We start from the raw sequence: 23,206 nt of genomic DNA, 5'->3' as shown, positions 1-23,206 counted from the left end.
TGTCGAAAGTATAGTTTAGCCAACATTTATATTTATAAGTTCTAACTAAAATGTAAGATTCCATTTCTGAATATTGGCACTTTTTATTAGGGGGAGTATCAATGAAAAAAACTACATCTACACTATTAAGCATGGCGCTTGTCTTTTCTAGTTTTGGAGCTTTAAGCACTCATGCTGAATCACTACAAAAGGAGAAGCAATTTAGTCCACAATTAAAAACAACGATTGAACAGTGGGGAGAACATAAAATTGCTCAAAATGTTGAAACGAAAACAACAAAAGAAATATCAGTAATTGTAGAATTGCAACATGCACCTCTCGCTGCTCAAAGTAATATTCAGCATGCTCCAGATTTACAAAATAGTAATGCGCAGTCTTATCATGCTGAACTAAAAAAAGCACAAGAAGATACGACTAAGAAAATAAAAGAAAAAGCACCTGGTGCAAAAATTAAAGAAGTGTATAATACGTTATTTTCCGGATTCTCTATTTCAGTTCCTGGAGATCAAATTACCTCTCTTGCCTCTTTACCTGAAGTAAAAGCAGTCTATCCGAACTTAACATATAAATTGCATGAAACATCAAAAAGTACTACTAACGAAGAAGCACCAAATATCGGTGGACCGACAATTGGTGCACCTGACGCGTGGAATTTAAAAGATCAATCTGGCAAACCGCTTGATGGAAAAGGCATGAAAGTAGCCATTATCGACTCTGGCGTAGACTATACACACCCTGACTTAAAGGCAAATTATATCGGTGGATATGACACGGTTGATGAAGATAGCGATCCAATGGATGGTAACGTACATGGTACTCATGTAGCTGGAATTATTGCGGGTAATGGAAAAATTAAAGGCGTTGCTCCAAACGCTTCTATTCTAGCCTATCGTGTAATGAATGACGGTGGAACTGGTACAACAGATGATATTATCCAAGGGATTGAGCGAGCGATTCAAGATGGTGCAGATGTGTTAAATCTCTCCCTTGGGCAGGATTTAAATGTACCTGATCAGCCTGTAACATTAACGTTAGAACGAGCAGCGAAACTTGGTGTTACTACTGTCGTTTCAAATGGAAATGACGGACCAAAACCTTGGTCTGTTGATGCTCCCGGTAACGCAAGTAGTGTCATTTCTGTTGGAGCATCTACGGTTTCTATCCCGTTTCCAACATTCCAAGTAGCTGGTTCCAGCAAAACATATCAAGGGTTACCGTTATCAAAATCCGATTTTCCAATAGGAAATGATTCCCCTCTTGTATACGTTGGTTATGGCAATCCAAGTGATTATGCAAAACAAGATGTGAAAGGGAAATTCGCACTTATTTTACAAGGTACTTCTAGTACATTAGTAAAAGCAGAACAAGCGAAGCAAGCTGGGGCACTTGGTGTGTTATTAATCTCTAGCGAAAAAGAAATTAATATGATGCCGGAATATTTTTCACGTGAACATCTAGCTGTCCCAGTAATGCAATTATCAAATACAAATGGGGAAGAATTAAAAACTTTAATTACAAAACGAAAGAAAAATATAAAAATTGGACAACCAAAGCAAACAGAACTTATCGGTAACTTTAGTTCAAGAGGACCATCACAAGGAAGTTGGCTAATAAAGCCTGATGTTGTTGCACCTGGAGTACAAATTACTAGTACAGTACCGCGAGGCGGCTATGAATCGCATAACGGAACAAGTATGGCTGCTCCGCAAGTAGCTGGAGCGGTTGCCCTCTTGCGTCAAATGCATCCTGATTGGACGACAGAACAATTGAAAGCGGCTCTTGCTAACAATGCAAAAACATTACATGATGTCAATGAAAATACATACCCTGTTATGGCACAAGGATCAGGTTTAATTAACATTCCGAAAGCAGCTCAAACAAATGTATTAGTAAAACCTAACAATGTCAGCTTTGGTCTTATTAAGCCAAATAGCGGAAAAGTAAAACTGACGCAAAATGTTACATTACAAAACCTTTCTAGTAAAAAGAAAAGTTTTTCAACTCGTGTGGAGTTACTAGATGCAAACACAAAAGTAAAAGCTTCTGTCCCTTCATCGATTAGCATTCAACCGAATAGTAGTACCGAAAAACCATTTACTATCACTGTAGATAGCTCACTACCACAAGGTGTGTATACTGGAAATGTATATGTAAAAGAACAAGGGGCAAAAGAAGAAATTCGAATTCCATTCACATTTAGTATCGATCCTAAAGATTATAAACGTATCGATGGACTTGAAATTATTAATTCTACTTTTAGCCCAAATGGCGACCACGTACTAGATGATAATCTCATCAACTACTATTTAGTTGCGCCTGTGGATGATGTAACATTGCATGCAAATTTAGTTACGAAAGAACGTGTAACGTATCAAGGGATTATCCATCAAGCTAAAAATGCAACTCCTGGATACAAACCTTTCAAATGGAATGGTACAAAAACCGATGGCACTCCTTTAGCTGACGGGCTATATCAAATCGAAGCAGTTGCTTCTAATTCTGGCGGAGAAACAAAACAAACAGCTGCTGTATTTCTTGATCGAACTGCACCTAAGTTAACATACGAAGTTGACCAAGAAAATCTCGTAATTAGAGGAAAAGTTGATGATATTCTACTAGATTGGATGTCAGAATCTGGTTGGATAGCACCTGGTATTCCAGTGAGAATGCAATATGAAATTAACGGAAATGGTGTATGGGACCAGGCATTCCTGAACCCTTGGGAGAAAAGCTATGACATTTATTTCGATCGCACTCAATTACAAGAAGGGAAAAATACTATTCACATTGTAGCAACTGATGCAGCTGGCAATACCTCTAATTTAGCTGTTAGTTTAGAAGTGAAATAAAGTGAAACTTTAATCAGTGGAGATTTCGTTCATCCCCACTGATTATTAGCCTTCACCAATCGGGAGTTACGGGCAGTTAATCTTCCCTCTCACTTCTTTACTCCAACCCAATTTTGAGGTAGGAATTTTACTGCTCATTCACACGGGATAAAAAATTTTTGTTGACAATTTTTTTAATATAGTTTTATAATACAAAACATAGTTTAGTTGAACGAATTATATATCGGCTTTGAAGGAATACTAGTAGCGACTTATATCACTGTCTCAGAGAACTGATGGTTGGTGCGAATCAGTACATATACAAGCGTGAATTACAATTCTGGAGCTTCTTTCCCGTAATGCTTTTTATGCATGAAGAGAAAGACGGATCTTTCCGTTATCGTAAAGTGAGTGGTAAACAATTAGTTGTTTACAAATAGGGTGGTACCGCGATTTTTATCGTCCCTATCGGATTTTCCGATAGGGACTTTTTTGCGTCCATCCTCTTACACAATTTCATATATACGCGTTGAAAGAATCGCAGTAGTATCTTATATCCCTGTTACAGAGAGCTAATGGTCGGTGGAAATTAGCACATATATAAGTATGAATTACAATTCTGGAGCTTCTTTTTCGTAGTGCTTTTATGCATGAAGGAAAAGACGGAATTTTTCCGTTATCATTAATTGAGATGTAAGTATATTTTCACTTACAAATAGGGTGGTACCGCGATTCTTTCGCCCCTATCGGACTTTCCGATAGGGGCTTTTTCTATTTCTCACAGAAACAGATGTTAAATAATTCCGAATCTTATGATAAAATTTTATAAGCGCTTACAAATTATGAAGGGAGGTGATACAAGCTATACGAAATCGATATTCAATTTTATAGAAAAAAAGGAGGATGTCTAAATGACAAAGAAAACAGAAATTCCATCGCATTTAAAACCATTCGTATCCACACAACATTATGATCAATACACACCGGTGAATCACGCTGTGTGGCGTTACATTATGAGACAAAATCATAGCTTCTTAAAAGACGTTGCTCATCCAGCCTATGTGAACGGACTACAATCATCTGGTATTAATATAGATGCAATTCCAAAAGTAGAAGAAATGAATGAGTGTTTGGCACCAAGTGGCTGGGGCGCTGTAACGATTGACGGACTTATTCCCGGCGTAGCATTCTTCGATTTTCAAGGACACGGATTACTACCGATCGCAACAGATATTCGGAAAGTAGAAAATATCGAGTACACACCAGCTCCAGATATCGTACACGAAGCCGCAGGACACGCACCGATTTTACTTGATCCTACATATGCAAAATATGTGAAACGTTTTGGGCAAATTGGTGCAAAAGCTTTCTCTACAAAAGAAGAACATGATGCATTTGAAGCTGTTCGTACATTAACGATAGTAAAAGAAAGCCCTACTTCTACTCCTGATGAAGTTAAGGCTGCTGAAAATGCTGTAATTGAAAAACAAAACTTAGTTTCTGGTTTATCAGAAGCTGAACAAATTTCACGTCTTTTCTGGTGGACAGTAGAATATGGATTGATCGGAAATATAGATGATCCAAAAATATATGGTGCTGGTCTCCTTTCTTCTGTTGGCGAAAGCAAACATTGCTTAACAGACGCTGTAGAAAAGGTTCCATTTTCTATCGAAGCATGTACAGGGACAACTTATGACGTAACAAAAATGCAACCACAACTATTTGTTTGTGAATCCTTTGAAGAATTAACAGATGCGCTTGAAACATTTTCTAAAACAATGGCCTTTAAAACAGGTGGAAAAGAAGGTTTAGAAAAAGCAATTCGCTCTGAGAACTATGCAACAGCTGAGCTAAATAGTGGATTACAAATTACAGGTACATTTAGCGAGACAATTGAAAACGATGCAGGTGAATTAATTTACATGCGAACAAATTCGCCAACGGCATTAGCGCTTCATAATAAACAGTTAGCAAATCATTCTACTTCTGTACACAGTGACGGATTTGGAACTCCGATTGGATTACTCACTGAAAATATTGCATTAGAAAATTGTACAGACGAACAACTACAATCATTAGGGATTACAATTGGAACTATCGCTGAGTTTACTTTTGCAAGTGGTATTCATGTAAAAGGAACAGTAACAGATATTGTAAAAAACGATAAGAAAATTGCTCTTATTTCCTTTATCGATTGCACAGTTACTTATAACGCCCGCGTTTTATTTGATGCTTCATGGGGCGCATTTGATATGGCTGTTGGCTCACAAATCACTTCAGTATTCCCAGGTGCCGCAGATGCCGCAGCATTTTTCCCAATGGATGAAGAAGTTCACGAAATTCCTGCTCCACTTGTACTGAATGAACTTGAACGTATGTATCAAACAGTTCGAGATATTCGAAGTGAAGGGATTTTACACGACGCGCATATCGATCAATTAGTAGCAATTCAAGAAGTATTAAATAAATTTTATGCGAAAGAATGGTTGCTGCGCCTTGAAGTATTAGAGTTACTTTTAGAGCATAACAAAGGGCATGAAACATCGGCAGCATTACTACATCAACTTTCTACTTTCACAACTGACGAAGCTGTAACACGCCTTATTAACAATGGTCTTGCGTTACTTCCAGTAAAGGATGTGAAAAATGATGCTAAGATTAACTGAAGAAGAAGTTCACGAAGAATTATTGAAGGTAGATAAATGGATGGTAAAAGATGAGAAATGGATTGAACGAAAATATATGTTTTCCGACTACTTAAAAGGAGTCGAATTTGTCTCTGAAGCCGCCAAACTATCAGAAGAACATAATCACCATCCATTTATCCTTATCCAGTATAAAGCAGTTATTATTACTTTGTCATCTTGGAATGCAAAAGGTTTAACGAAACTAGATTTTGAGCTTGCAAAACAATTTGATGAACTATTTTTACAAAACGAAAAAGCAATTATAAGAAAATAAAAGGAGAAGCCTTTTTAGGCTTCTCCTTTTATTTTGAAATGGATACAATGTCCAAATGGATCCTCGACTTGTAATATTCCATCTTTGTACGTAGCAATCTTGCCAATATTTTTTAAGCTTTCACATACTTGCTCTTTTTGTTTTTCATTCGCTAGTACAACTGTGAAATATTTCAAACCAACAGAACCTGGCATTTGCGGTGGTACCTCTTCACCTTGCCATGTATTTAAACCGATATGATGATGATAACCACCTGCAGATACGAACAATGCTCCATTACGAGCTGGAATCGTTACTTCAAAACCAAGACCATCAACATAGAAACGTTTCGCTTCCTCTAAATCAGCTACATGAAAATGAATATGCCCCATCACAGTACCAGCTGGAAAGCCATTCCATGTACTTCCTTGCTGTAATAATTCTTCACCAGCTAACGGGTTACTAACAAATGGGAGTTCTCCATTCTCATCACGCCAAACTTCTTTTTGTCGATCATGATAAATTTCAATCCCGTTTCCATCTGGATCAGCTAAATAAAGAGCTTCACTAAAGTAATGATCGGCTCCGCCATGTAGTGGATATACCATCTCTACAAGATGACGAAGAACATTCGCTAAATCCTGTCTACTTGGTAATAAAATTGCGTAATGATATAACCCTGTTCTTCCTCTTTGCTTCGGAAAAGCTTCTTTCTTTTCTTCAATGATAAGAAGTGGTTCATCATTTTCATTCCCAAATGTAACGACTGCTTCTTCTTCTCTTAGCACCTTCATACTTAGTACTTCCGTATAAAACTCTAGTGATTTCTTTACATTAGATACGTATAAATGAACAACATCAAGTGTTGTATCGGGATGAAGTTGAAAACTCATCTTGTTAGCCCCCCCATTTAAATTAGTTCTTCTTTGACATTTTTTCTTTTAAGAAATTATCTACAAAACCATCAGCTTTTGCAATAAATAAGTATGCACCCATTGCTAATAATGCAAGTTCTAATTCGAAACCAGGATTTTTTCCATCTCCCAATAAACCAGCTGACCATTTCACTTTTACGATTGCTCCAACCATAACAAGTGCAAATAATAACCCAATATATCTTACACCTAAACCTAGAATTAATAATAGCCCACCAACTACTTCCATTGTTGCTACACCGTATGCAAGTCCTCCTGGTAAACCAATACTTGTAAACCACCCTGCAATATTGTCAATTCCTGATTGGAATTTTGTTAAACCGTGCATGAAGAATGTTACCCCTAACACGATACGAATAATTAAGTTACCAATATGTTGATTCATTTCATTCTCTCCTTTATAGTTTTCTTATACAAAACTTTTATTTACATTACAAAACATACACTAATTTTTTTTATTCGTCAATTCATTTTCACTGGGAAAAAATATATTTTTTTTGCTATGATACAAATAGTTGTTTACAAAAAGGAGCTTGATTTTATGAATATTGGTTCTGCAATACGTGAAATCCGTCAACGTAGAGGCATAACAATTGCACAAATTTGCGAGGGAACAGGTCTTTCTAAAGGATTTATGAGTCAGGTTGAAAATAATAAAACATCACCATCTATCTCAACTTTAGAAACGATCTCCAATTTTTTAAACGTTCCCCTTCCCTATTTATTGTTAGAGCAAAAAGATCGATTAAAAATTGTCAAAAAAGAAGAACGGAAATACAGTGTATACGGCAAAGATGAGCAAAGAATTGAACATGTTGCGGAGCAAGGGGGCCTTCGCCTATCTTTAGTAGAAATCCCTACTGGATTCCCGAAAGAAAACTCACCAAATGCCCATGAAGGGGAAGAATGTCACCTTGTATTACGCGGAAAACTAGAAGTTCAGCACGGTGAAGATATTGCAATTGTAGAAGAAGGTGATTCTTTCTCATGGAATGCATGCGTTCCTCATATTGTTCGTAATATAGGAGAAGAAACTGCATTATTACTCATCTCTAGTTATGCGGAAAATCGAAAACGTGTTTATTAAATAATAAAAAAAAGAAGCCTGTTAAACAGGCTTCTTTTTTATCCCCTTATAATTCCATAACTTGTCCCAACTAGTACAGTCTTTTCATGCTGATTGCGATAAACTGACTCGATTGAAACTTTTTTATAGCCTTCCATTTGCTCAACATTTGTTAAAGTTAGTTCACAAGTGATCGTATCTCCTGTGAAAACTGGTCTAATAAACTCACTTACTAATTCTCTTGCTATGTAATGTAACTCTTCTCCCACTTTCGTCCCAATGCTAGCAGTCAATAAACCATGAACCATTAATCTTCCATTTTCATCGTATTCCACATGGTGTCTACCTTTATCACCGGTAATATTTGCAAATTCAAAAACTTCTTCCTCAGTAAATCTTCTTTCATATTTAAATACATCCCCAGCTTTTACACTCATTTTTATCCCCCTAATAATAAACAGAATTTTCTTTTATTTTATCATAAAACGAGCCTCAATCCATTCTCTATTATCAAAAGTCTCAAAATTACCTCGCTATACTTTTTTACTTTCCATTCATTTATCGGTGACCATCTCTTTTCGCGACTTGGTATCCATAATACGCACATGTTCCATTTCTCGATAGCTCTCTAACTTCAAATCCACAACTTCTATAAAAATCAAAATTGTTCGCTGATGTATGCGCAAACCAATCACCGTGGGGAAGTTTTTGCAGGCAAAGAGCTACAAGCTTCTTACCTAATCCCTTCCCTCTATATTCACACTTCACAACTAAATTTACTATGTTCGCAATCATAATTCCATCAGAAATGACTCTAACCATCGCAACCATCTCTTCCTCATCCCAAATTGTGAAAGCCCATGTTGAATTTTCGAATGCTATCGTAAATTTTTCAATTTGCCAAGAAGGGATATTATCATTACTCCAACCGGCATCTTCAAACAAAGCTTTAATTGCATATGCTGGTACGCTACTCGTTCCCTCACGAATAATAAGTCCATTATGATAAATGTACATGTAACCCCTCCCTTTATTTTCATATACCATTCTTCAAAAAATGCAATTTACCTTTAAAAAAGTAATTTTTTCATCCAACACGCTTAATAGAATAAACTAGAACATCGATTCCATGAAATGACGTTGTTTTCTCATAGCTGAGCCCGGTTTTTCTAGCAACAAATATTGAGGCGGGATGATTCGGATTAATAAGAGAAATTAATTTATTCATTCGTAATGCTTGGAAACCGTAGTCACGAAATGCTGCCGCCGCTTCTTTTGCATACCCTTTTCCCCAATACTGAGGAAGTAACCAATAACCAATTTCAATTTCCTCTTTTCCATCTATCTTCTGCTTTACCAGCCCTGCATGACCAATTCTTGTTCCCGTTTCCTTTTCAATCAATACAAATAAACCGAGACCGTTTTTATAGCTAGGAATTACCCATTCCTCCAGACTTTTTTTACACTGCATATATGTTTTTAACATCCCATTTCCAATATAACGCATTACCTTCTCGTTCCCCCATAGTGAAGCGTAGAACTGTAAATCATCCATTGTATATTTGCGAATTTGTAAACGTTCTGTATGAAACATGCTGGCACTCCTTTCCACTAATTTTTTCTTCATTTCACGATCACGTTTTGTGTGTATACGAAATGTTACTATTTATTATAAAGTGAAACTTTAATCAGTGGGAAATTTTGTTCATCCCCACTGATTATTAGCCTTCACCAACTAGGCGTTTACGGGCAGTGGATCTCCCGTCTAACTTCTTTGCTTTAGCCGAATTTTTAGGCGGGAGTCTTACTGCCTGGAAAATAGCGGGATAAATGAACCAACGATAAAATACAGAATATTCATTCTTAATAACTAAAAAAAGCAGTAGACAAATATTGTCCACTGCATCCATATCATAACTAGCATAAAGAAAACTACAATTGAGGGGGGTGTAGGATTTTCAAATATACTAGATACTTATCCCGTTCTAACGGGCGGTAAACTTTCCAATTGTTTCAAGTGAAAAGTTTACCGCACATAAGAACTTCCTTCGTTCATTAAGATAGTATTGCTAAATAATCATATACACGCTTAGATTTCTCTCCACCCATTCGTGCATGTTGAAGAAGAGAAATACCATGAGGGCCAGATGCACGCAATGCTTCTGGTTGAGCTACTAAAATAGCTTGTACAACTTCTAATTCACCAAGCATAGCTGCTGCAAAAATATCCATCCGAGCACCCTTTTCTAGTAAATAAAGAACAATATCTTTACGACCTACATGTGCCGATGCGCCTAACGCACTTTCCCAATCTGATCCACCCCAATTATAAGAGGCGTGAAGTAAGCTTGGTGATTCAACCAATAGCTCTTGTACTTTCTCTAAATCCCCGTGAGCTGCCATAACAAATTCTCTTACTAATTCAGTGGTAATACGCTCTTCTGTTTGCATCGCTCTTCTCCCCTTCTAGAAATTCGTTTCGGTGTAAAAAACGGTTTGTCATTTCCTTGAAAAATATCTACATCTATGCCAAATACATGTTGAAACATTTCATGGCATAGTACTTCTTCTGGTATACCATCATACTGAATCTTTCCTCGCTTTAATACGAGTAAACGATCGCTATATTGAGCAGCTTGGTTAATGTCATGTAAAACCATTATAATTGTCATTCCAAACTCCTCATTTAATCGTTTCACAAGTTCCATTACTTCCAACTGGTGAACGATATCTAAAAAGGTTGTTGGTTCATCCAATAATAAGACATTTGTACGTTGCGCTAGCGTCATCGCAATCCAAGCACGTTGCCGTTCCCCTCCTGATAAAGAATGTAAAAGACGATATTCATACCCTTCAAGATTTGTAACAGACAATGCCCAATCAACAATTTCTTCATCTTCTTTATTTAAGCGGCTACTCCATGATTTATGTGGACCTCTTCCGAACTCAATTAGTTCTTTCACTGTCAAATCTAATTGATGATCATGCATTTGTGGTAACATCGCTAATTGCTTCGCTACATCAGCACTCTTCATCATATGAATATTTTTCCCATCTAAAATGATGTCCCCTTCGCTTTGTTTCAGTAGCCTTGCTATTAAACGAAGCAAAGTAGATTTTCCCGATCCATTCGGACCAATTAAACTAACGATTTCTCCAGCCTTAATATGTACATTCATATTTTGCATTTGAAATCTTTCAGAGTGTGCATAAAACACTTTGTTAACGGAAATCACGTTGTTTTCCTCCTCTATGAATTAAATATAAGAAGAAAGGACCACCTAAGAAGGACAGTAAAATACCAACAGGCAATTCGATTGGGTCAAACCAACTTCGAGCTATTGCATCCGCAAAAACAAGTAATACCCCGCCGCCAAGGCATGATAAAGGTAGCAAATATCTATAATCATTTCCAACTAATAAACGTAGCATATGTGGTACGACAAGACCGACAAATCCAATAAGACCAGACACACTTACCGCAATTCCAGCTAATAATGTACTTACTACGATTAAATAAAACCGACTTTTTTCCACATTATGTCCTAATAGTTTTGCCATTTCATCTCCAAGCATTAACACTCGAATATGCTTAATACCAAAGAAAGCTAATATAATGGCGAATATTGCATAATAAATAATCATGTTTAAATGTGCCCAACTTACACCACCAATGCCGCCCGCTAGCCACGGTAACACGGATTGTACTTTGTCATTATGTAATAACATTAAAGCTGACGTTGCTGCACCAATTAATGCATTGATTGACACTCCTACTAAGACGATTCTTGAAGGTGGTGCCCCTTTTTGCCATGATAAAGCATAAATAACCATCGCTGTTATGAAAGCTCCTAAAAACGCCCCTAGTGGTAAAAAAGCTAGATGCTGTGGGAATAAAATCATGATGACAATTGCTACAAGGCCTGCCCCAGATGAAACCCCGATAATACCAGGATCTGCAAGAGGGTTTCTCATAACCCCTTGCAGCAGTGTACCAGATGCAGCTAAACATGTTCCTACTATAAACCCAACGAGAACTCTCGGTATGCGAAGATCCCATACAATTCGATGAACTGTCGAACCTTCATCTTGTATACCTGTTAGAATGTCTCGTACAGAAAAAGATAAACTTCCTGCGAAAAGTCCGTAAAAGAGGCCTAGAATTGTTAATACAACTAAAGTAACTGCTATTATCCATCTTTTTTTCGCAAAAGGATGTTCCTTTTCTCTTACTACTTCACTACTTTCCATACGTATCATTTCCTTACATCTTGTATACTTTTATACATAAAGTCCATTGCTTCTGTAACTTTTGTCCCAGGATTAGATCCAAATAAATCAGGTGGCAAAATAACTACGCGGTTTTGTTTTACTGCATCTAAATTTTTCCACGCTTCATTTTTCATCATTTCGCCTTCGAATGCTTTTTTCACACTTTTTGGATCTCCGTGTGTAATTAAATAAATGACATCTGGATTCGCCTCAATAATACGTTCTACACTTAGCTGTGCATATTGCGGATATTCTTTCGTTTCTGGAAAATCAGAAGCAATATTTTTCCCGCCTGTTTTTTCTAAAACATCACCTGATAAAGATGTTGGTAATGCCGCTAAATAAGTACCTGGTGCGCCATACACTAGCAATGCTTTCACATCGCTCTTTTTCTCATATTTCTTCATTTGATCATTGATTTTTTGATTAAGTTCTTTTGCTTTATCTTCTTTCTTCATTACCGTTCCATATAATTCAATATTCTTTTGAATATCTTGTACAGAATTCGCAGAAGAAATGATTACTTTCGTTCCCTGTCCTTCAACCGTTGGCACATTCTTTTGGAATCCATTGTTAGCAACAAGTACATCGGGCTTTAAACTAGCAATTTGCTCAAAGTTCGGTTGATGTGCATTCCCGATTACTTTTGCTTTCTTTAACTCCTCTGGAAGAGTTAATTTCGTATCCGGACGACCTACTACTTTTCCACCTAAAGCATGAATAATATCCATGTCTCCCATACTTAATGTTGCAAAACTTTCTGGTACTTTATCGAATGTTACCTTTCTCCCTGACAGGTCGGTAATTTCGATTTTTTCTTTTCCTTTTTCTGTTTTGGTTGCAGACGCTTTTTCGTCCTCTTTGGCACTGCAACCTATTAACAAGAAAAAAATAGATAAAAACGCTGTAAATAGCGTAATAGATTTTTTCATTCCTTCACCTCTAATTGATAATGATAATCATTAACTACTATTCTACTTTAATTGATAAGGATTATCATTGTCAACATGAAACGCATACATTTTTCTACAAAAAACAAAAAGCGCGACAAAAAGATTCTTTCTTTTCGCCGTGCTCTAGTTAACAATATTATTCACATTCATTTTCCTCTAACTGGTCACGCATCACTTTCACACGCTGAAAGAAAAAGAACGATAAACTTAAAAATATAACGATGCTCCCCATCATAACAAAAAATTGGATTGTCTCTTTTGCTCCATCCGGAATCAACAAGCCAACCATTAACAATGTACTTACAGCGAGAAGAATTTGTCCGAACCTAGTATAATCTTCTATTTTCCCTTGTAATTCTTTCATTATATTCTCACTCCTCCATTTCACTTTATCATATTCTATGAAACTGAAAGACCAGTAAATACAGCCATTCTGGGAGATGTTTTCCAACAAAAAAAGAGCCGCTTTACTGCGGCTCTTTTTTAATCATTATTCACCTTTATATGCTTCCATATAAATTTCTTTCAGCTCTGAAATAAGCGGTAACTTTGGATTAGCAGTTGTACATTGATCTTCAAAAGCTCTTTCTGCTAATACTCCAACAACCTCTTCAAATTGCTCTTTATCTACCCCTTGTCCGGCAATACTCATATTAATATTTAAGCTTTTTCCAAGCTCAATAATTGCTTTGACGAGTGATTCCACACCTTCTGCTACTGAGCTTGCTGGAAGCCCGAGCATTCTCGCAATATGTGCATAGCGTTCATCTGCTACAAAGTGCTCATATTTTGGGAACAATGCGTGTTTTCTTGGCTTAATAGCATTATAGCGGACTACATGCGGCATAAGAATTGCATTTGCACGTCCGTGCGGAATATGGAATTCTGGACCAATTTTATGTGCTAAGCTGTGATTAATACCTAGAAAAGCATTTGCAAATGCCATCCCTGCAATTGCAGAAGCGTTATGCATTTTTTCCCGTGCTTCTTCATCATTTCCATCTTTATATGCTCTCGGTAAATATTTGAATACGAGATCAATAGCTTTTAATGCTAATCCATCTGTATAGTCATTTGCCATAACAGACACATACGCCTCAATTGCATGTGTTAAAACATCCATACCAGTATCTGCTGTTACATGTGGTGGTACTGTCATTACAAATTGCGGATCAACAATTGCTACATCTGGTGTTAATTCATAATCTGCGAGCGGATACTTTATATTATTTTTCTTATCTGTAATAACCGCAAATGGTGTCACTTCTGATCCTGTTCCTGATGTTGTTGGAATCGCAACAAACTGCGCCTTATTTCCTAATTCCGGATATTTACATGTACGTTTTCTTATATCTAAAAACTTCTGTTTAATGCCATAGAATGTCGTTTCTGGATGCTCATAGAATAACCACATTCCTTTTGCTGCATCCATAGCTGAACCACCACCAAGTGCGATAATTACATCTGGCTTAAAGCTTCTCATCATTTCCGCACCTTTAAAGACAGTTTCATCTGATGGATCTGGTTCGACCTCAAAGAAAACTTCAATTTTCACATCATTTGCATGCTTGTTTAAATAGTGCGTGACTGTATCCACATAGCCATGTTCAACCATTCCAGGATCCGTTACAATAAATGCACGTGAAATGTTAGGCATATTTGCTAAATACGCTGTAGCATGTTTTTCAAAATAAATTTTTGGCGGCAATTTGAACCACTGCATATTCTTTTTTCTATTTGCCAGCCTTTTTATATTTAATAAATGAGTCGCTGTTACATTTTGGGAAACTGAATTTTTTCCGTAAGAACCACAACCAAGTGTAAGTGATGGAATAAATCCGTTATATATATCCCCTATTCCACCTTGTGATGAAGGTGCATTTACAATGAGACGGCAAGCTTTCATACGTAATCCAAATTGCTTTTGCACTTCTTTATTTGTAGAATGAATAACTGCTGAATGTCCTAAACCACCGAGGTTCAACATTTCTTCGCAATATGTAAATCCTTTTTCTAATGAATTCGCCTTCACACAGGCTAATACTGGGCTCAGTTTCTCACGAGATAACGGGTATGCTGCTCCGATACCTTGAATTTCAGCTACAAGCATTTTTGTATGTTCAGGAACAGTAATCCCAACTAATTCGGCAATATACTGTGCTGATTTTCCTACAATATCACTATTTACTGCACATGTATTTTCATTTATAACGAGCTTTTCTAATTTTTTTCTTTCTTCTTCTGTTACAAAGTAACAATTGTTTTCGATCATTTCTGTTTTAACATCATCATAGATTTCTTTATCGACAATGATTGCTTGTTCCGATGCACAAATCATACCGTTATCAAATGTTTTCGATAAAATTAAATCATTAACAGCTCGTTTTACATGTGCTGATTTTTCTATATAACACGGTACATTACCAGGACCTACACCTAGTGCTGGTTTTCCAGTAGAGTAAGCTGATTTCACCATACCAGCGCCTCCAGTTGCTAGAACGAGTGCCACACCCTCATGGTTCATTAATTGTTTTGTCGCTTCGACAGACGGTCTTTCAATCCATTGAATACAATGTTTTGGTGCACCAGCTTTCATTGCTGCATCATATACGGTTTTCGCTGCTGCCACCGAACAATTTTGTGCAGAAGGATGAAATGCGAAAATAATTGGATTTCTCGTTTTTATCGCAATCAAAGCTTTAAACATTGTTGTCGACGTTGGATTCGTTACTGGTGTTACCCCAGCTACTACACCGACAGGTTCTGCAATTTCTATTATTTCTTCATGAGGATCTTCGTGAATAATTCCTACCGTTTTATCTTGCTTTATACTATGCCAAATATATTCAGTGGCAAAAATATTTTTAATGCATTTGTCTTCATAGACACCACGGCCTGTTTCTTCAACAGCCAATTTTGCAAGTGGCATATGTTGATCAACACCTGCTAATGCCATTTCATGAACAATGTTGTCAATCTGCTCTTGTGTAAAACTTTCTAATGCTTGTAAAGCTTGTTGACCGTTATTTACTAACGTATCAATCATCTCTTTTACCTCTTGCATTTCATTTACAACTTTCTCTTTGACTACCATGTAAATTTCCTCCTATTCTGTTATCACGGTCTTTATAAGTCCCTACAGGTCATAATAAGTCCCGATTAGCGAAAAAAAATAGAGTTACCGTCCTACATGAATCCCATTGTTTGTGAAACATTTCACAAGTTTACTCGTGAATAACATTTCATGAATTCAATATACATGAAATCATTTCATTTGTGTATGTCTAATTTGTGAAATGTTTCACAAATTAACATAATAAAAAATGCACTGCTCCACATTAGCAGTGCATTTTTTATTACGCTAGCGCTTGTGCTAAATCTTCAATTAAATCTTCACCATCTTCAATACCGACAGAAATACGAATTAATGTATCTGTAATTCCTAATTCTTTACGGCGATCTGCTGGGATTGATGCATGTGTCATTTGAGATGGGATAGAAATTAAACTTTCTACTGCTCCTAAGCTTTCAGCAAGTGTAAAGTATTGCAGTTTCTCAAGTACTTTATTTAATGTTTCCTCACTATCTACATCAAACGAAATAATAGCACCAAATCCATTTGCTTGTTCTGTTGCTAATTCGTGGTTTTGATGTGATTCAAGACCTGGGTAATATACTTTATTTACTTTTGGATGATTATTTAAGAATTCAGCAATAGCGCGTGAATTCGTTTCATGTTCTTCCATACGAATTCCTAATGTTTTTAAACCGCGAAGTAGTAAGAAGCTATCTTGTGGTCCAAGAATACCTCCTGTTGAGTTTTGTACAAAGTGAAGGTCTTCTGCTAGTTGTGGGCTATTTACCACTACTAGACCTGCAACTACGTCACTATGACCTCCTAAATATTTCGTTGCACTATGAAGTACAATGTCTGCTCCTAAAGAAATCGGCGACTGCCAATATGGCGTCATGAATGTATTATCAATAATTGTTAATAAATCTTTCTCTTTAGCAAGAGTAGATATTTTCTTAATATCAGTAATTTTTAGTAATGGGTTCGTTGGTGTTTCCACATAGATCGCTTTCGTATTTGGACGAATTGCTTCTACAACTTCCTCTAAGTTTGTTGTGTCTACAAATGTATGTTCAATACCGAAGCGGTTTAATACTTTCGTAATAACACGATACGTTCCACCATAAACATCATCTGTTAAAATAACGTGGTCACCTTTTGAGAACAACATAATTGTCGCTGTAATAGCAGCCATTCCAGAACCGAATGCAAATCCAGCATGACCATTTTCTAATACAGCAATCATTTCTTCTAAAGCTGCACGTGTTGGGTTACCTGTACGTGAATATTCATATCCTTGATGCTTACCAACCGCTTCTTGTTTGTACGTACTTGTTTGATAGATCGGTACGTTTACAGATCCAGTTGAAGGTTCTCCTATGCGAATACCATGAATTAACTTTGTCTTTGCTCTCATTTTTTATTCCCATCCTTTGTATATGTCTTTACTTAAATAGCGCTCACTACTATCAGGAAAAATGGTTACAATATTTGTACCTGGTGCTGCCTTCTCTGCCTCAAGTAAGCTCGCATGAAATGCTGCTCCTGAAGAGCTCCCAACGAGAAGTCCTTCTTTTTGCGCTAATTCTTTCACTCGTAAAAATGCATTTCGATCAGAAATCGTATGAATTTCATCAAAATAAGATGTCTTCAAAAATGGCGGGATAAATTCCAGTCCAATTCCTTCGGTCTCATGTGAACCAGCCTTACCACCATTTAAAATAGATCCTTCTGGCTCTACGATAACTGTTTTAATATCTATATTTTTTTCTTTCAAATAAGATGCAGTCCCCATAAACGTACCGCCAGTTCCTGCTCCAGCAACAAATATGTTAATCTCTCCATTCAGTGCATCCCAAAGTTCAGGACCTAGTGTTTTGAAATAAGCACGCGGGTTTGCTTCATTCGCAAACTGACTTGGAGAGTATGAATTCGGTATTTCATTTACTAATTCTTTTGCTTTTGCAATTGCACCGGTCATTCCTTGCTCAGTCGGTGTATGCACGACCGTTGCACCTAGTGCTTTCATTAATTCTTGTTTTTCAATACTAAATTTCTCTGGTACACAAACGATAACACGTAAATCATGTTCTAATGCTGCAAGTGCCAGTCCAATACCAGTATTCCCAGCAGTCGGTTCAATAATTGTTCCACCTTGGGTAACAAGCCCTTTTTCTAGCGCATCTTCGATTAATTCTCTTCCTAAACGATCCTTAACGCTTCCGCCTGGGTTATAAAATTCAAGCTTTGCAAATAAGCGGACCCCTTTCGGAAGTGAAAAACGAGTAATTTCTACAATTGGTGTATGACCAATTAACTCATGAACTCCACGATATACATTCATCGTGTTCTCCCCCTTGTTTGCCAATAAAGAAAAGGCAACTGTATGTATTTTCTTTATATGAGACAGTTGCCTTTTTGTTACATTACTTTAACTCTTCTAACACTTTTACGATAAAGTTTGTAGAATGAAGAGCTGCTTGATCTAAAAACTGATCAAATGAAACATTTGATTCTTTACCAGCAATATCAGAAAGTGCGCGAATGATAACAAACGGAACTTCATATTGGTGGCATACTTGTGCGACAGCTGCTGCTTCCATTTCTACCGCATAAAGATTTTCAAATTTATCACGGATGGCTGCAACGCGGTTCGGATCACTCATAAATGAATCGCCTGTTGCAATCATGCCTTTTACAACTTGAATATTTTCTTCAGTTTGCATACATTTCTCAGCTAATGCAACTAACGCCTCATCAGCTTTAAATCCAGGCGGCATTCCTGGTACTTGACCATATTCATAGTTAAATGCTGTTACATCTACGTCATGGTGACGAACTTCAGTGGAAATAACTACATCACCAACGTTTAGAGAATGATGGAATCCACCAGCTGAACCAGTATTAATTACTTTTTCAGGCTTATATTTTTCTAATAAAATTGTCGTTGACATCGCTGCATTTACTTTACCAATACCAGACTTTAACAAGATTACTTCATGTCCTGCTAATAGCCCTTTCGTAAATTCACAACCTGCAACCGTTTCTGTTTCTGCTTGTTCTAATTTGTCACGTAAAATACGTACTTCTTCTTCCATTGCTCCAATTACAGCAATTCTCAATCTAATCCCTCTTTCTATTGCTTAGTTGCCTCCATTACCCAAACGAAATGATTTAATCTCGTAAACGTTACATGGAAGCCATTGTTTTCAAAAATAGTCTGCATAACTGGAATACGTGTATAGTATTCCGTTTGCAAATCGTTTGCTAACTGGTGAAAACCTCTTTGTTTTGCTGTTTCAACAGTTTTATCATATGCATCTTGATCTGCAAATATCGTATCAGCAAACACTATTTTACCACCTTTGTTTAGCAATTGACTATACTTCGCAACCGCTACATTTTTTTCATCATCTGTTAAATGATGAAATGCATAGGTGCTTACAATGGTATCAATTGAATTTGGGACTTCAAACGAAAGAAAATCACCTTCTGTAATCGAAAATTCTTTTGGCAATTTCTCTTTTGCAATCATACGCATTTCACGCGACGGTTCTATACCGTAAACTGTGCGGCCAGCAAGTAATAATTTATTTGTTAAATTACCTGTACCGACACCAAATTCTAATACATTACCAAATGACTTGTTAACTACATCCTCTAGAATATCCTCATAATGGGCGAAAACTTCTTTATATTGTATATCTTCGCCTTGTACGAATGAGTCGTACGTATGAGCCCACTCATCAAATAAACCATTAAATTCTGTGCCCATAAAAATTCCCCTTTTTCTTATCGGTTTTATCAGTATGATATTCCCTCTTTCTAAAAATGTCAATTGAAATGTACATGGTATTTCCTTCTTTTCTTTGTTACACTATAGTTGATTACATAGGAGAGGGGCCGTCTTCATGTCATTTACCTTTGAAATGTTAGAAGATAAAGTAGAATTTTTTGAAGCGGGAGACTTAGCTTCTTTAGAACGAAAAATTAGTGAACAAATCGATAATAATAAAGCACTTATGCTTGAAGTTCATCACATCTCACATCAAATGGTTATGGATCCTGAAAGCAAAAGACCGTATTATAGCGCGGTTGTTCATTTTAAATTAAAGAAATTGCGTTAACTAAAAAAGAGAAGCTCCTAAGGAGCTTCTCTTTTTTAGTTTAGAGTTTGAACAAGTACTGGTTTCCAGCCCTCATTGTCTACCCAATCAATATTTACGTAATATCTTTTTCCACTTTGCTTATCTTGAACGTCACCATAAGCTTTACTCTTTCCAGTTTTGTCTCTTCCAACAAAATGGAATACTAATTGCTCCTTCGGTACTTCAATACCTGCAGCAATTGCACTTTGCATCTCATTCCAATCTGATGACCCCTGTTTAAACGTCATCGCTGGTGATGAACCTTGTTCTGTTCCTACAGCTTTCCAAGAAGGTTTTGTATAAGCCTCTTTTGCCTTGGATACAGTTTTTTCAGCTGATACTTTCTCGTTAGCTTTCGCTTCTTCTTCAGCTTTTTTCTTTTCTTCCTCAGCCTTTAACTTCTCTTCTTCAGCTTTTTGCTTAGCTTCTGCTTGCTCTTTTTCTTTTTCTTTTTTCTTAGCAGATTCTTTATCTTCTGATTTTCCAGCTTTCTCATTCTTTGTTGTTTGTTGAGAGACTTTCTTATCAGTAGAAGATGCTTGCTCTTTCGTACTAGGAACGAACAATTGATATGCTACAATAGCTACTAATAGTAATACAATAGCGATTGCAATATTTAAAACACCGTTTTGACGACGTTTTTGTTGTTTCTGTTGGAATCTTGATCCTCCTGCCATTCTCCAAACCTCCATGCAGTTTTTCCTAATTGCTATTGTAACATTAAATCTAGAAAGGTTGAACATTTACAATGATATTTTCATGAAATGAAAACAATTCACTATAAATTGCAAGATTACTTTTCATTCTCCAATTGATAGATTGCTCCTACCATATCTTTAAAAATAGGTGTTACTTTATTCACTTTGTTATCAGTCTCTAGATCAACAACAACTAAAGCATATCTTGGATTCTCATACGGAAAATAACCTGCAAACCAGCGATTCACCCTCGTCCCTTTCCCTGTTTGCGCTGTCCCGGATTTTCCAGCGACACTGAGCGGTAACGAGCGGAATGCCGTTCCTGTTCCTTTCTCCCTTGTTACAACGCCTCTTAATAACTCTTGTAATGTTTTCACTGTTTCATACGAAAGCTGTTTTCCATGTAACGTATGGTTCTCAAATGTAAAAAAATCCGCTCCATTTTTATATACTATTTTTTCAACAGCTTTCACTTCCATCTTTTCTCCATTCCTCGCAATCGTCGCCATCATATTAGCAATTGCTAGAGGTGATATACGTACATCTTTCTGTCCAATCGCTGTTTGCTCTACCGCTTTTTTACTATTTTTGTTTTCTTCATTCCCCCAAATAGTAGTGCCTTTTTCTTCTGGCATTTGCTCGAAATGAGGTGTATGAAATACAGAACCTTTCCATCCGACCTTTTCATTTGCTCCTAAAGCTGCTACGTATGTTTCTAGCACCGTCCTATCCTTTTGTAATAGCTCGTTACCTAACTCGGAAAATGTCCTGTTACAGCTCCTAGCAAAGCTCTCTTTGAAGTTAAGTGTACCCATCATAACTTGTGGGTCGTTTTCACCATATAAATCTTTATTACAATTAAATGTCCGATTAAACAAATTTACTTTTTGATCAATGACTGCAGCTGCAACTACTGTTTTAAAAACAGAGCCTGGAAAATGCGGCGTTAACATTTGATTTTCAAGTGTAGTCTTATATAAATTCTTATCTCTTACTTGTAAAGACGGCTTACTGACCATCGCTAATATTTCATTTGTCTTTACATCAAGTAATACTAATCCCCCCTTCTTTATTTCATTTGCTTCAATCACTTCTTCTGCTTTTTGCTGCAACCCTTTATGTAAAGTAGTTTGAATCCTAACTGGGTAAAATGGATTTCCTGGTGAAGTATATTTCGCTTGCTTTCCGAAAATTGGTTCTCCTTGCCGATCTACTTGATACAATACTTTTGCCTCTCCATCAGTCAATAAAAATTCATCAAAAGATTGCTGTAATCCTGAAATACCTATCGGCGTTTGTTTTGAAATTTTTTTCACTTCTCCATATCGCTTTTGAAATTCTCTTTCGTTCTCCCCTACATCACCAATTAAATGATTTATCTCCCCAGTTTGTTTTAATCGCACTTCAGCTGCTACAATACCTAATACATGTAATTGATTCACCTTCTCCATCTGCTCTCGTGTCACTCGAAATGGAGCAGTTTCCCCTTGCAGTATAAATGCATTTTTTTTATTTTTCATTTGTCTTCTGATCTCTTGTCTCGACACACCAATGATATGCGCGATTTTCTCTAACATGTCATTTTTTATTTGTAAAAATGGAAAAACAATTAAAACAGGATACTTTTCCTCACCTATTTCTTTACCACTACGATCTATAAACTGCCCACGTCCATCGTCTACTGCAATGGATTGCGTACGTTGCGTAACACTTTTTTCAATTAAATTTATTTTGCGATCAGTAAATGATTCTGTATCTATAATTTGGATTTGAATTAAACGACAAAGCAATAAAAACATAATGCCCATAAAACAAATTAAAACAATTGTAATTCTCCGTTTTATTTTCATAAAAAAACACCTCGTCTATTATAGTTTGGACGGAGTGTTTCATCTTTTATACAAATAAAAAAATCACTCGTTTTTACACGAGTGATTTTTTTCAGAGTGTTGGGAAACCCTTTAGGGGTTCCCAACACTCTGTAATCATTTTGATTTTAGCGAATAAAAACAACATAAAATAATAGAGTTTCAAAAAAATAGCCCTCCACCAGACCTTTTTTGGTCAGATGGAGGGCTATTTTTTTCATGTTTTGACAAGCTGCGGTGAGATAAGCCTGCATTTGGACAGACTTCAGCCCTCGAAATCGAGCATATCGATAGCCATGTAGTTCTTTGGCGTCTGCAAAGCTTCGCTCTATAGTTGAACAGCGTACTTTGTACAACTTTTTCCCTGTAACTGTTAGTTTGTTTTTTCTAGCGATATCCTTATATTTCTCCCATATATGATGAGT

22 protein-coding genes, 1 pseudogene and 2 other annotated features are annotated in these 23,206 nt (G+C 36.6%); of the genes and pseudogenes, 5 read left to right on the top strand and 18 right to left on the bottom strand.

Features of this window, described 5'->3' with window-relative positions:
- Positions 1-101: 101 nt before the first annotated feature.
- From BUA87_RS15660 to BUA87_RS15650, 3 genes are all read left to right on the top strand, one after another.
- Entirely contained in the window at positions 102-2,849 is a 2,748-nt protein-coding gene (locus BUA87_RS15660; RefSeq protein WP_072940211.1) for a S8 family peptidase, read from the top strand.
- A gap of 220 nt (positions 2,850-3,069) precedes the next feature.
- Positions 3,070-3,298: a binding site (T-box leader), on the top strand.
- 50 nt (positions 3,299-3,348) lie between these two features.
- Positions 3,349-3,576: a binding site (T-box leader), on the top strand.
- A gap of 163 nt (positions 3,577-3,739) precedes the next feature.
- Positions 3,740-5,494 carry an aromatic amino acid hydroxylase gene (locus BUA87_RS15655; protein WP_044784495.1) on the top strand — a complete coding sequence of 585 codons (1,755 nt, stop codon included), beginning with the start codon at positions 3,740-3,742 and terminating at the stop codon, positions 5,492-5,494.
- Complete coding sequence (locus BUA87_RS15650; protein ID WP_000979537.1) at positions 5,475-5,789, top strand: 4a-hydroxytetrahydrobiopterin dehydratase; 315 nt, start codon at positions 5,475-5,477, stop codon at positions 5,787-5,789. The genes BUA87_RS15655 and BUA87_RS15650 overlap by 20 nt, the downstream gene beginning before the upstream one ends.
- A 14-nt stretch (positions 5,790-5,803) precedes the next feature.
- Here the strand turns inward: BUA87_RS15650 and BUA87_RS15645 are convergent, their stop codons facing one another.
- Both BUA87_RS15645 and BUA87_RS15640 read right to left on the bottom strand, forming a co-directional pair.
- Positions 5,804-6,661: a VOC family protein gene (locus BUA87_RS15645; RefSeq protein WP_000009846.1), complete on the bottom strand. Its 858-nt coding sequence runs from the start codon at positions 6,659-6,661 to the stop codon at positions 5,804-5,806.
- 22 nt (positions 6,662-6,683) lie between these two features.
- Positions 6,684-7,088: a DoxX family protein gene (locus BUA87_RS15640; protein WP_001071555.1), complete on the bottom strand. Its 405-nt coding sequence runs from the start codon at positions 7,086-7,088 to the stop codon at positions 6,684-6,686.
- A 156-nt stretch (positions 7,089-7,244) separates the two neighbouring features.
- Between BUA87_RS15640 and BUA87_RS15635 the strand changes: the two genes are divergently transcribed.
- Positions 7,245-7,790, top strand: coding sequence for a helix-turn-helix domain-containing protein (locus tag BUA87_RS15635; RefSeq protein ID WP_001020693.1), 546 nt, complete (start codon positions 7,245-7,247; stop codon positions 7,788-7,790).
- 38 nt (positions 7,791-7,828) lie between these two features.
- Here BUA87_RS15635 and BUA87_RS15630 read toward each other — a convergent pair whose 3' ends face one another.
- From BUA87_RS15630 to BUA87_RS15560, 13 genes are all read right to left on the bottom strand, one after another.
- A complete protein-coding gene (locus tag BUA87_RS15630) occupies positions 7,829-8,206 on the bottom strand; it encodes a hotdog family protein (protein WP_000111564.1) in 378 nt (125 codons plus the stop codon).
- A 121-nt stretch (positions 8,207-8,327) separates the two neighbouring features.
- On the bottom strand, positions 8,328-8,786 hold the full coding sequence (locus BUA87_RS15625; RefSeq protein WP_000276127.1) for a GNAT family N-acetyltransferase: 459 nt from the start codon (positions 8,784-8,786) through the stop codon (positions 8,328-8,330).
- A 70-nt stretch (positions 8,787-8,856) separates the two neighbouring features.
- A complete protein-coding gene (locus tag BUA87_RS15620; RefSeq protein ID WP_072940208.1) occupies positions 8,857-9,396 on the bottom strand; it encodes a GNAT family N-acetyltransferase in 540 nt (179 codons plus the stop codon).
- A 428-nt stretch (positions 9,397-9,824) separates the two neighbouring features.
- Complete coding sequence (locus BUA87_RS15610; RefSeq protein WP_001192767.1) at positions 9,825-10,220, bottom strand: ankyrin repeat domain-containing protein; 396 nt, start codon at positions 10,218-10,220, stop codon at positions 9,825-9,827.
- On the bottom strand, positions 10,187-11,005 hold the full coding sequence (locus tag BUA87_RS15605; RefSeq protein WP_000626528.1) for an ABC transporter ATP-binding protein: 819 nt from the start codon (positions 11,003-11,005) through the stop codon (positions 10,187-10,189). The genes BUA87_RS15610 and BUA87_RS15605 overlap by 34 nt, the downstream gene beginning before the upstream one ends.
- On the bottom strand, positions 10,992-12,020 hold the full coding sequence (locus tag BUA87_RS15600; RefSeq protein ID WP_072940348.1) for a FecCD family ABC transporter permease: 1,029 nt from the start codon (positions 12,018-12,020) through the stop codon (positions 10,992-10,994). The genes BUA87_RS15605 and BUA87_RS15600 overlap by 14 nt, the downstream gene beginning before the upstream one ends.
- Before the next feature lie 5 nt (positions 12,021-12,025).
- Positions 12,026-12,973, bottom strand: a complete 948-nt coding sequence (locus BUA87_RS15595) for an ABC transporter substrate-binding protein (RefSeq protein WP_000748441.1) — start codon at positions 12,971-12,973, stop codon at positions 12,026-12,028.
- 157 nt (positions 12,974-13,130) lie between these two features.
- Entirely contained in the window at positions 13,131-13,358 is a 228-nt protein-coding gene (locus tag BUA87_RS15585; protein ID WP_000661454.1) for a YrhC family protein, read from the bottom strand.
- A 126-nt stretch (positions 13,359-13,484) separates the two neighbouring features.
- Positions 13,485-16,088, bottom strand: coding sequence for a bifunctional acetaldehyde-CoA/alcohol dehydrogenase (adhE, locus tag BUA87_RS15580; protein WP_000260463.1), 2,604 nt, complete (start codon positions 16,086-16,088; stop codon positions 13,485-13,487).
- A gap of 262 nt (positions 16,089-16,350) precedes the next feature.
- Positions 16,351-17,484 carry a bifunctional cystathionine gamma-lyase/homocysteine desulfhydrase gene (locus tag BUA87_RS15575; RefSeq protein WP_001201921.1) on the bottom strand — a complete coding sequence of 378 codons (1,134 nt, stop codon included), beginning with the start codon at positions 17,482-17,484 and terminating at the stop codon, positions 16,351-16,353.
- 3 nt (positions 17,485-17,487) lie between these two features.
- Positions 17,488-18,411: an O-acetylserine dependent cystathionine beta-synthase gene (locus tag BUA87_RS15570; protein WP_001103877.1), complete on the bottom strand. Its 924-nt coding sequence runs from the start codon at positions 18,409-18,411 to the stop codon at positions 17,488-17,490.
- 82 nt (positions 18,412-18,493) lie between these two features.
- Positions 18,494-19,189 carry a 5'-methylthioadenosine/S-adenosylhomocysteine nucleosidase gene (gene mtnN, locus BUA87_RS15565; protein WP_001217027.1) on the bottom strand — a complete coding sequence of 232 codons (696 nt, stop codon included), beginning with the start codon at positions 19,187-19,189 and terminating at the stop codon, positions 18,494-18,496.
- 14 nt (positions 19,190-19,203) lie between these two features.
- Positions 19,204-19,842, bottom strand: a complete 639-nt coding sequence (locus BUA87_RS15560) for a class I SAM-dependent DNA methyltransferase (RefSeq protein ID WP_000536323.1) — start codon at positions 19,840-19,842, stop codon at positions 19,204-19,206.
- A 136-nt stretch (positions 19,843-19,978) separates the two neighbouring features.
- Here BUA87_RS15560 and BUA87_RS15555 point away from each other — a divergent pair, with 136 nt between their 5' ends.
- Positions 19,979-20,194, top strand: a complete 216-nt coding sequence (locus tag BUA87_RS15555) for a YrzA family protein (RefSeq protein WP_000010984.1) — start codon at positions 19,979-19,981, stop codon at positions 20,192-20,194.
- Positions 20,195-20,229: 35 nt separating this feature from the next.
- Here BUA87_RS15555 and BUA87_RS15550 read toward each other — a convergent pair whose 3' ends face one another.
- The 3 genes and pseudogenes from BUA87_RS15550 to BUA87_RS15540 form a co-directional block, all read right to left on the bottom strand.
- Positions 20,230-20,892: a YrrS family protein gene (locus tag BUA87_RS15550; RefSeq protein ID WP_000897094.1), complete on the bottom strand. Its 663-nt coding sequence runs from the start codon at positions 20,890-20,892 to the stop codon at positions 20,230-20,232.
- Between the two features lie 116 nt (positions 20,893-21,008).
- Complete coding sequence (locus BUA87_RS15545) at positions 21,009-22,763, bottom strand: peptidoglycan D,D-transpeptidase FtsI family protein (protein ID WP_000695142.1); 1,755 nt, start codon at positions 22,761-22,763, stop codon at positions 21,009-21,011.
- Between the two features lie 135 nt (positions 22,764-22,898).
- Positions 22,899-23,206 (bottom strand): annotated as a pseudogene (locus BUA87_RS15540) (transposase); the annotation flags it as partial.

The sequence above is a fragment of the Bacillus sp. bc15 genome, from assembly GCF_900142585.1.
GTDB lineage: Bacteria > Bacillota > Bacilli > Bacillales > Bacillaceae_G > Bacillus_A > Bacillus_A cereus.
Note: the sequence above shows the minus strand (reverse complement) of the source record. Positions and strands in the feature narration are given on the sequence as shown.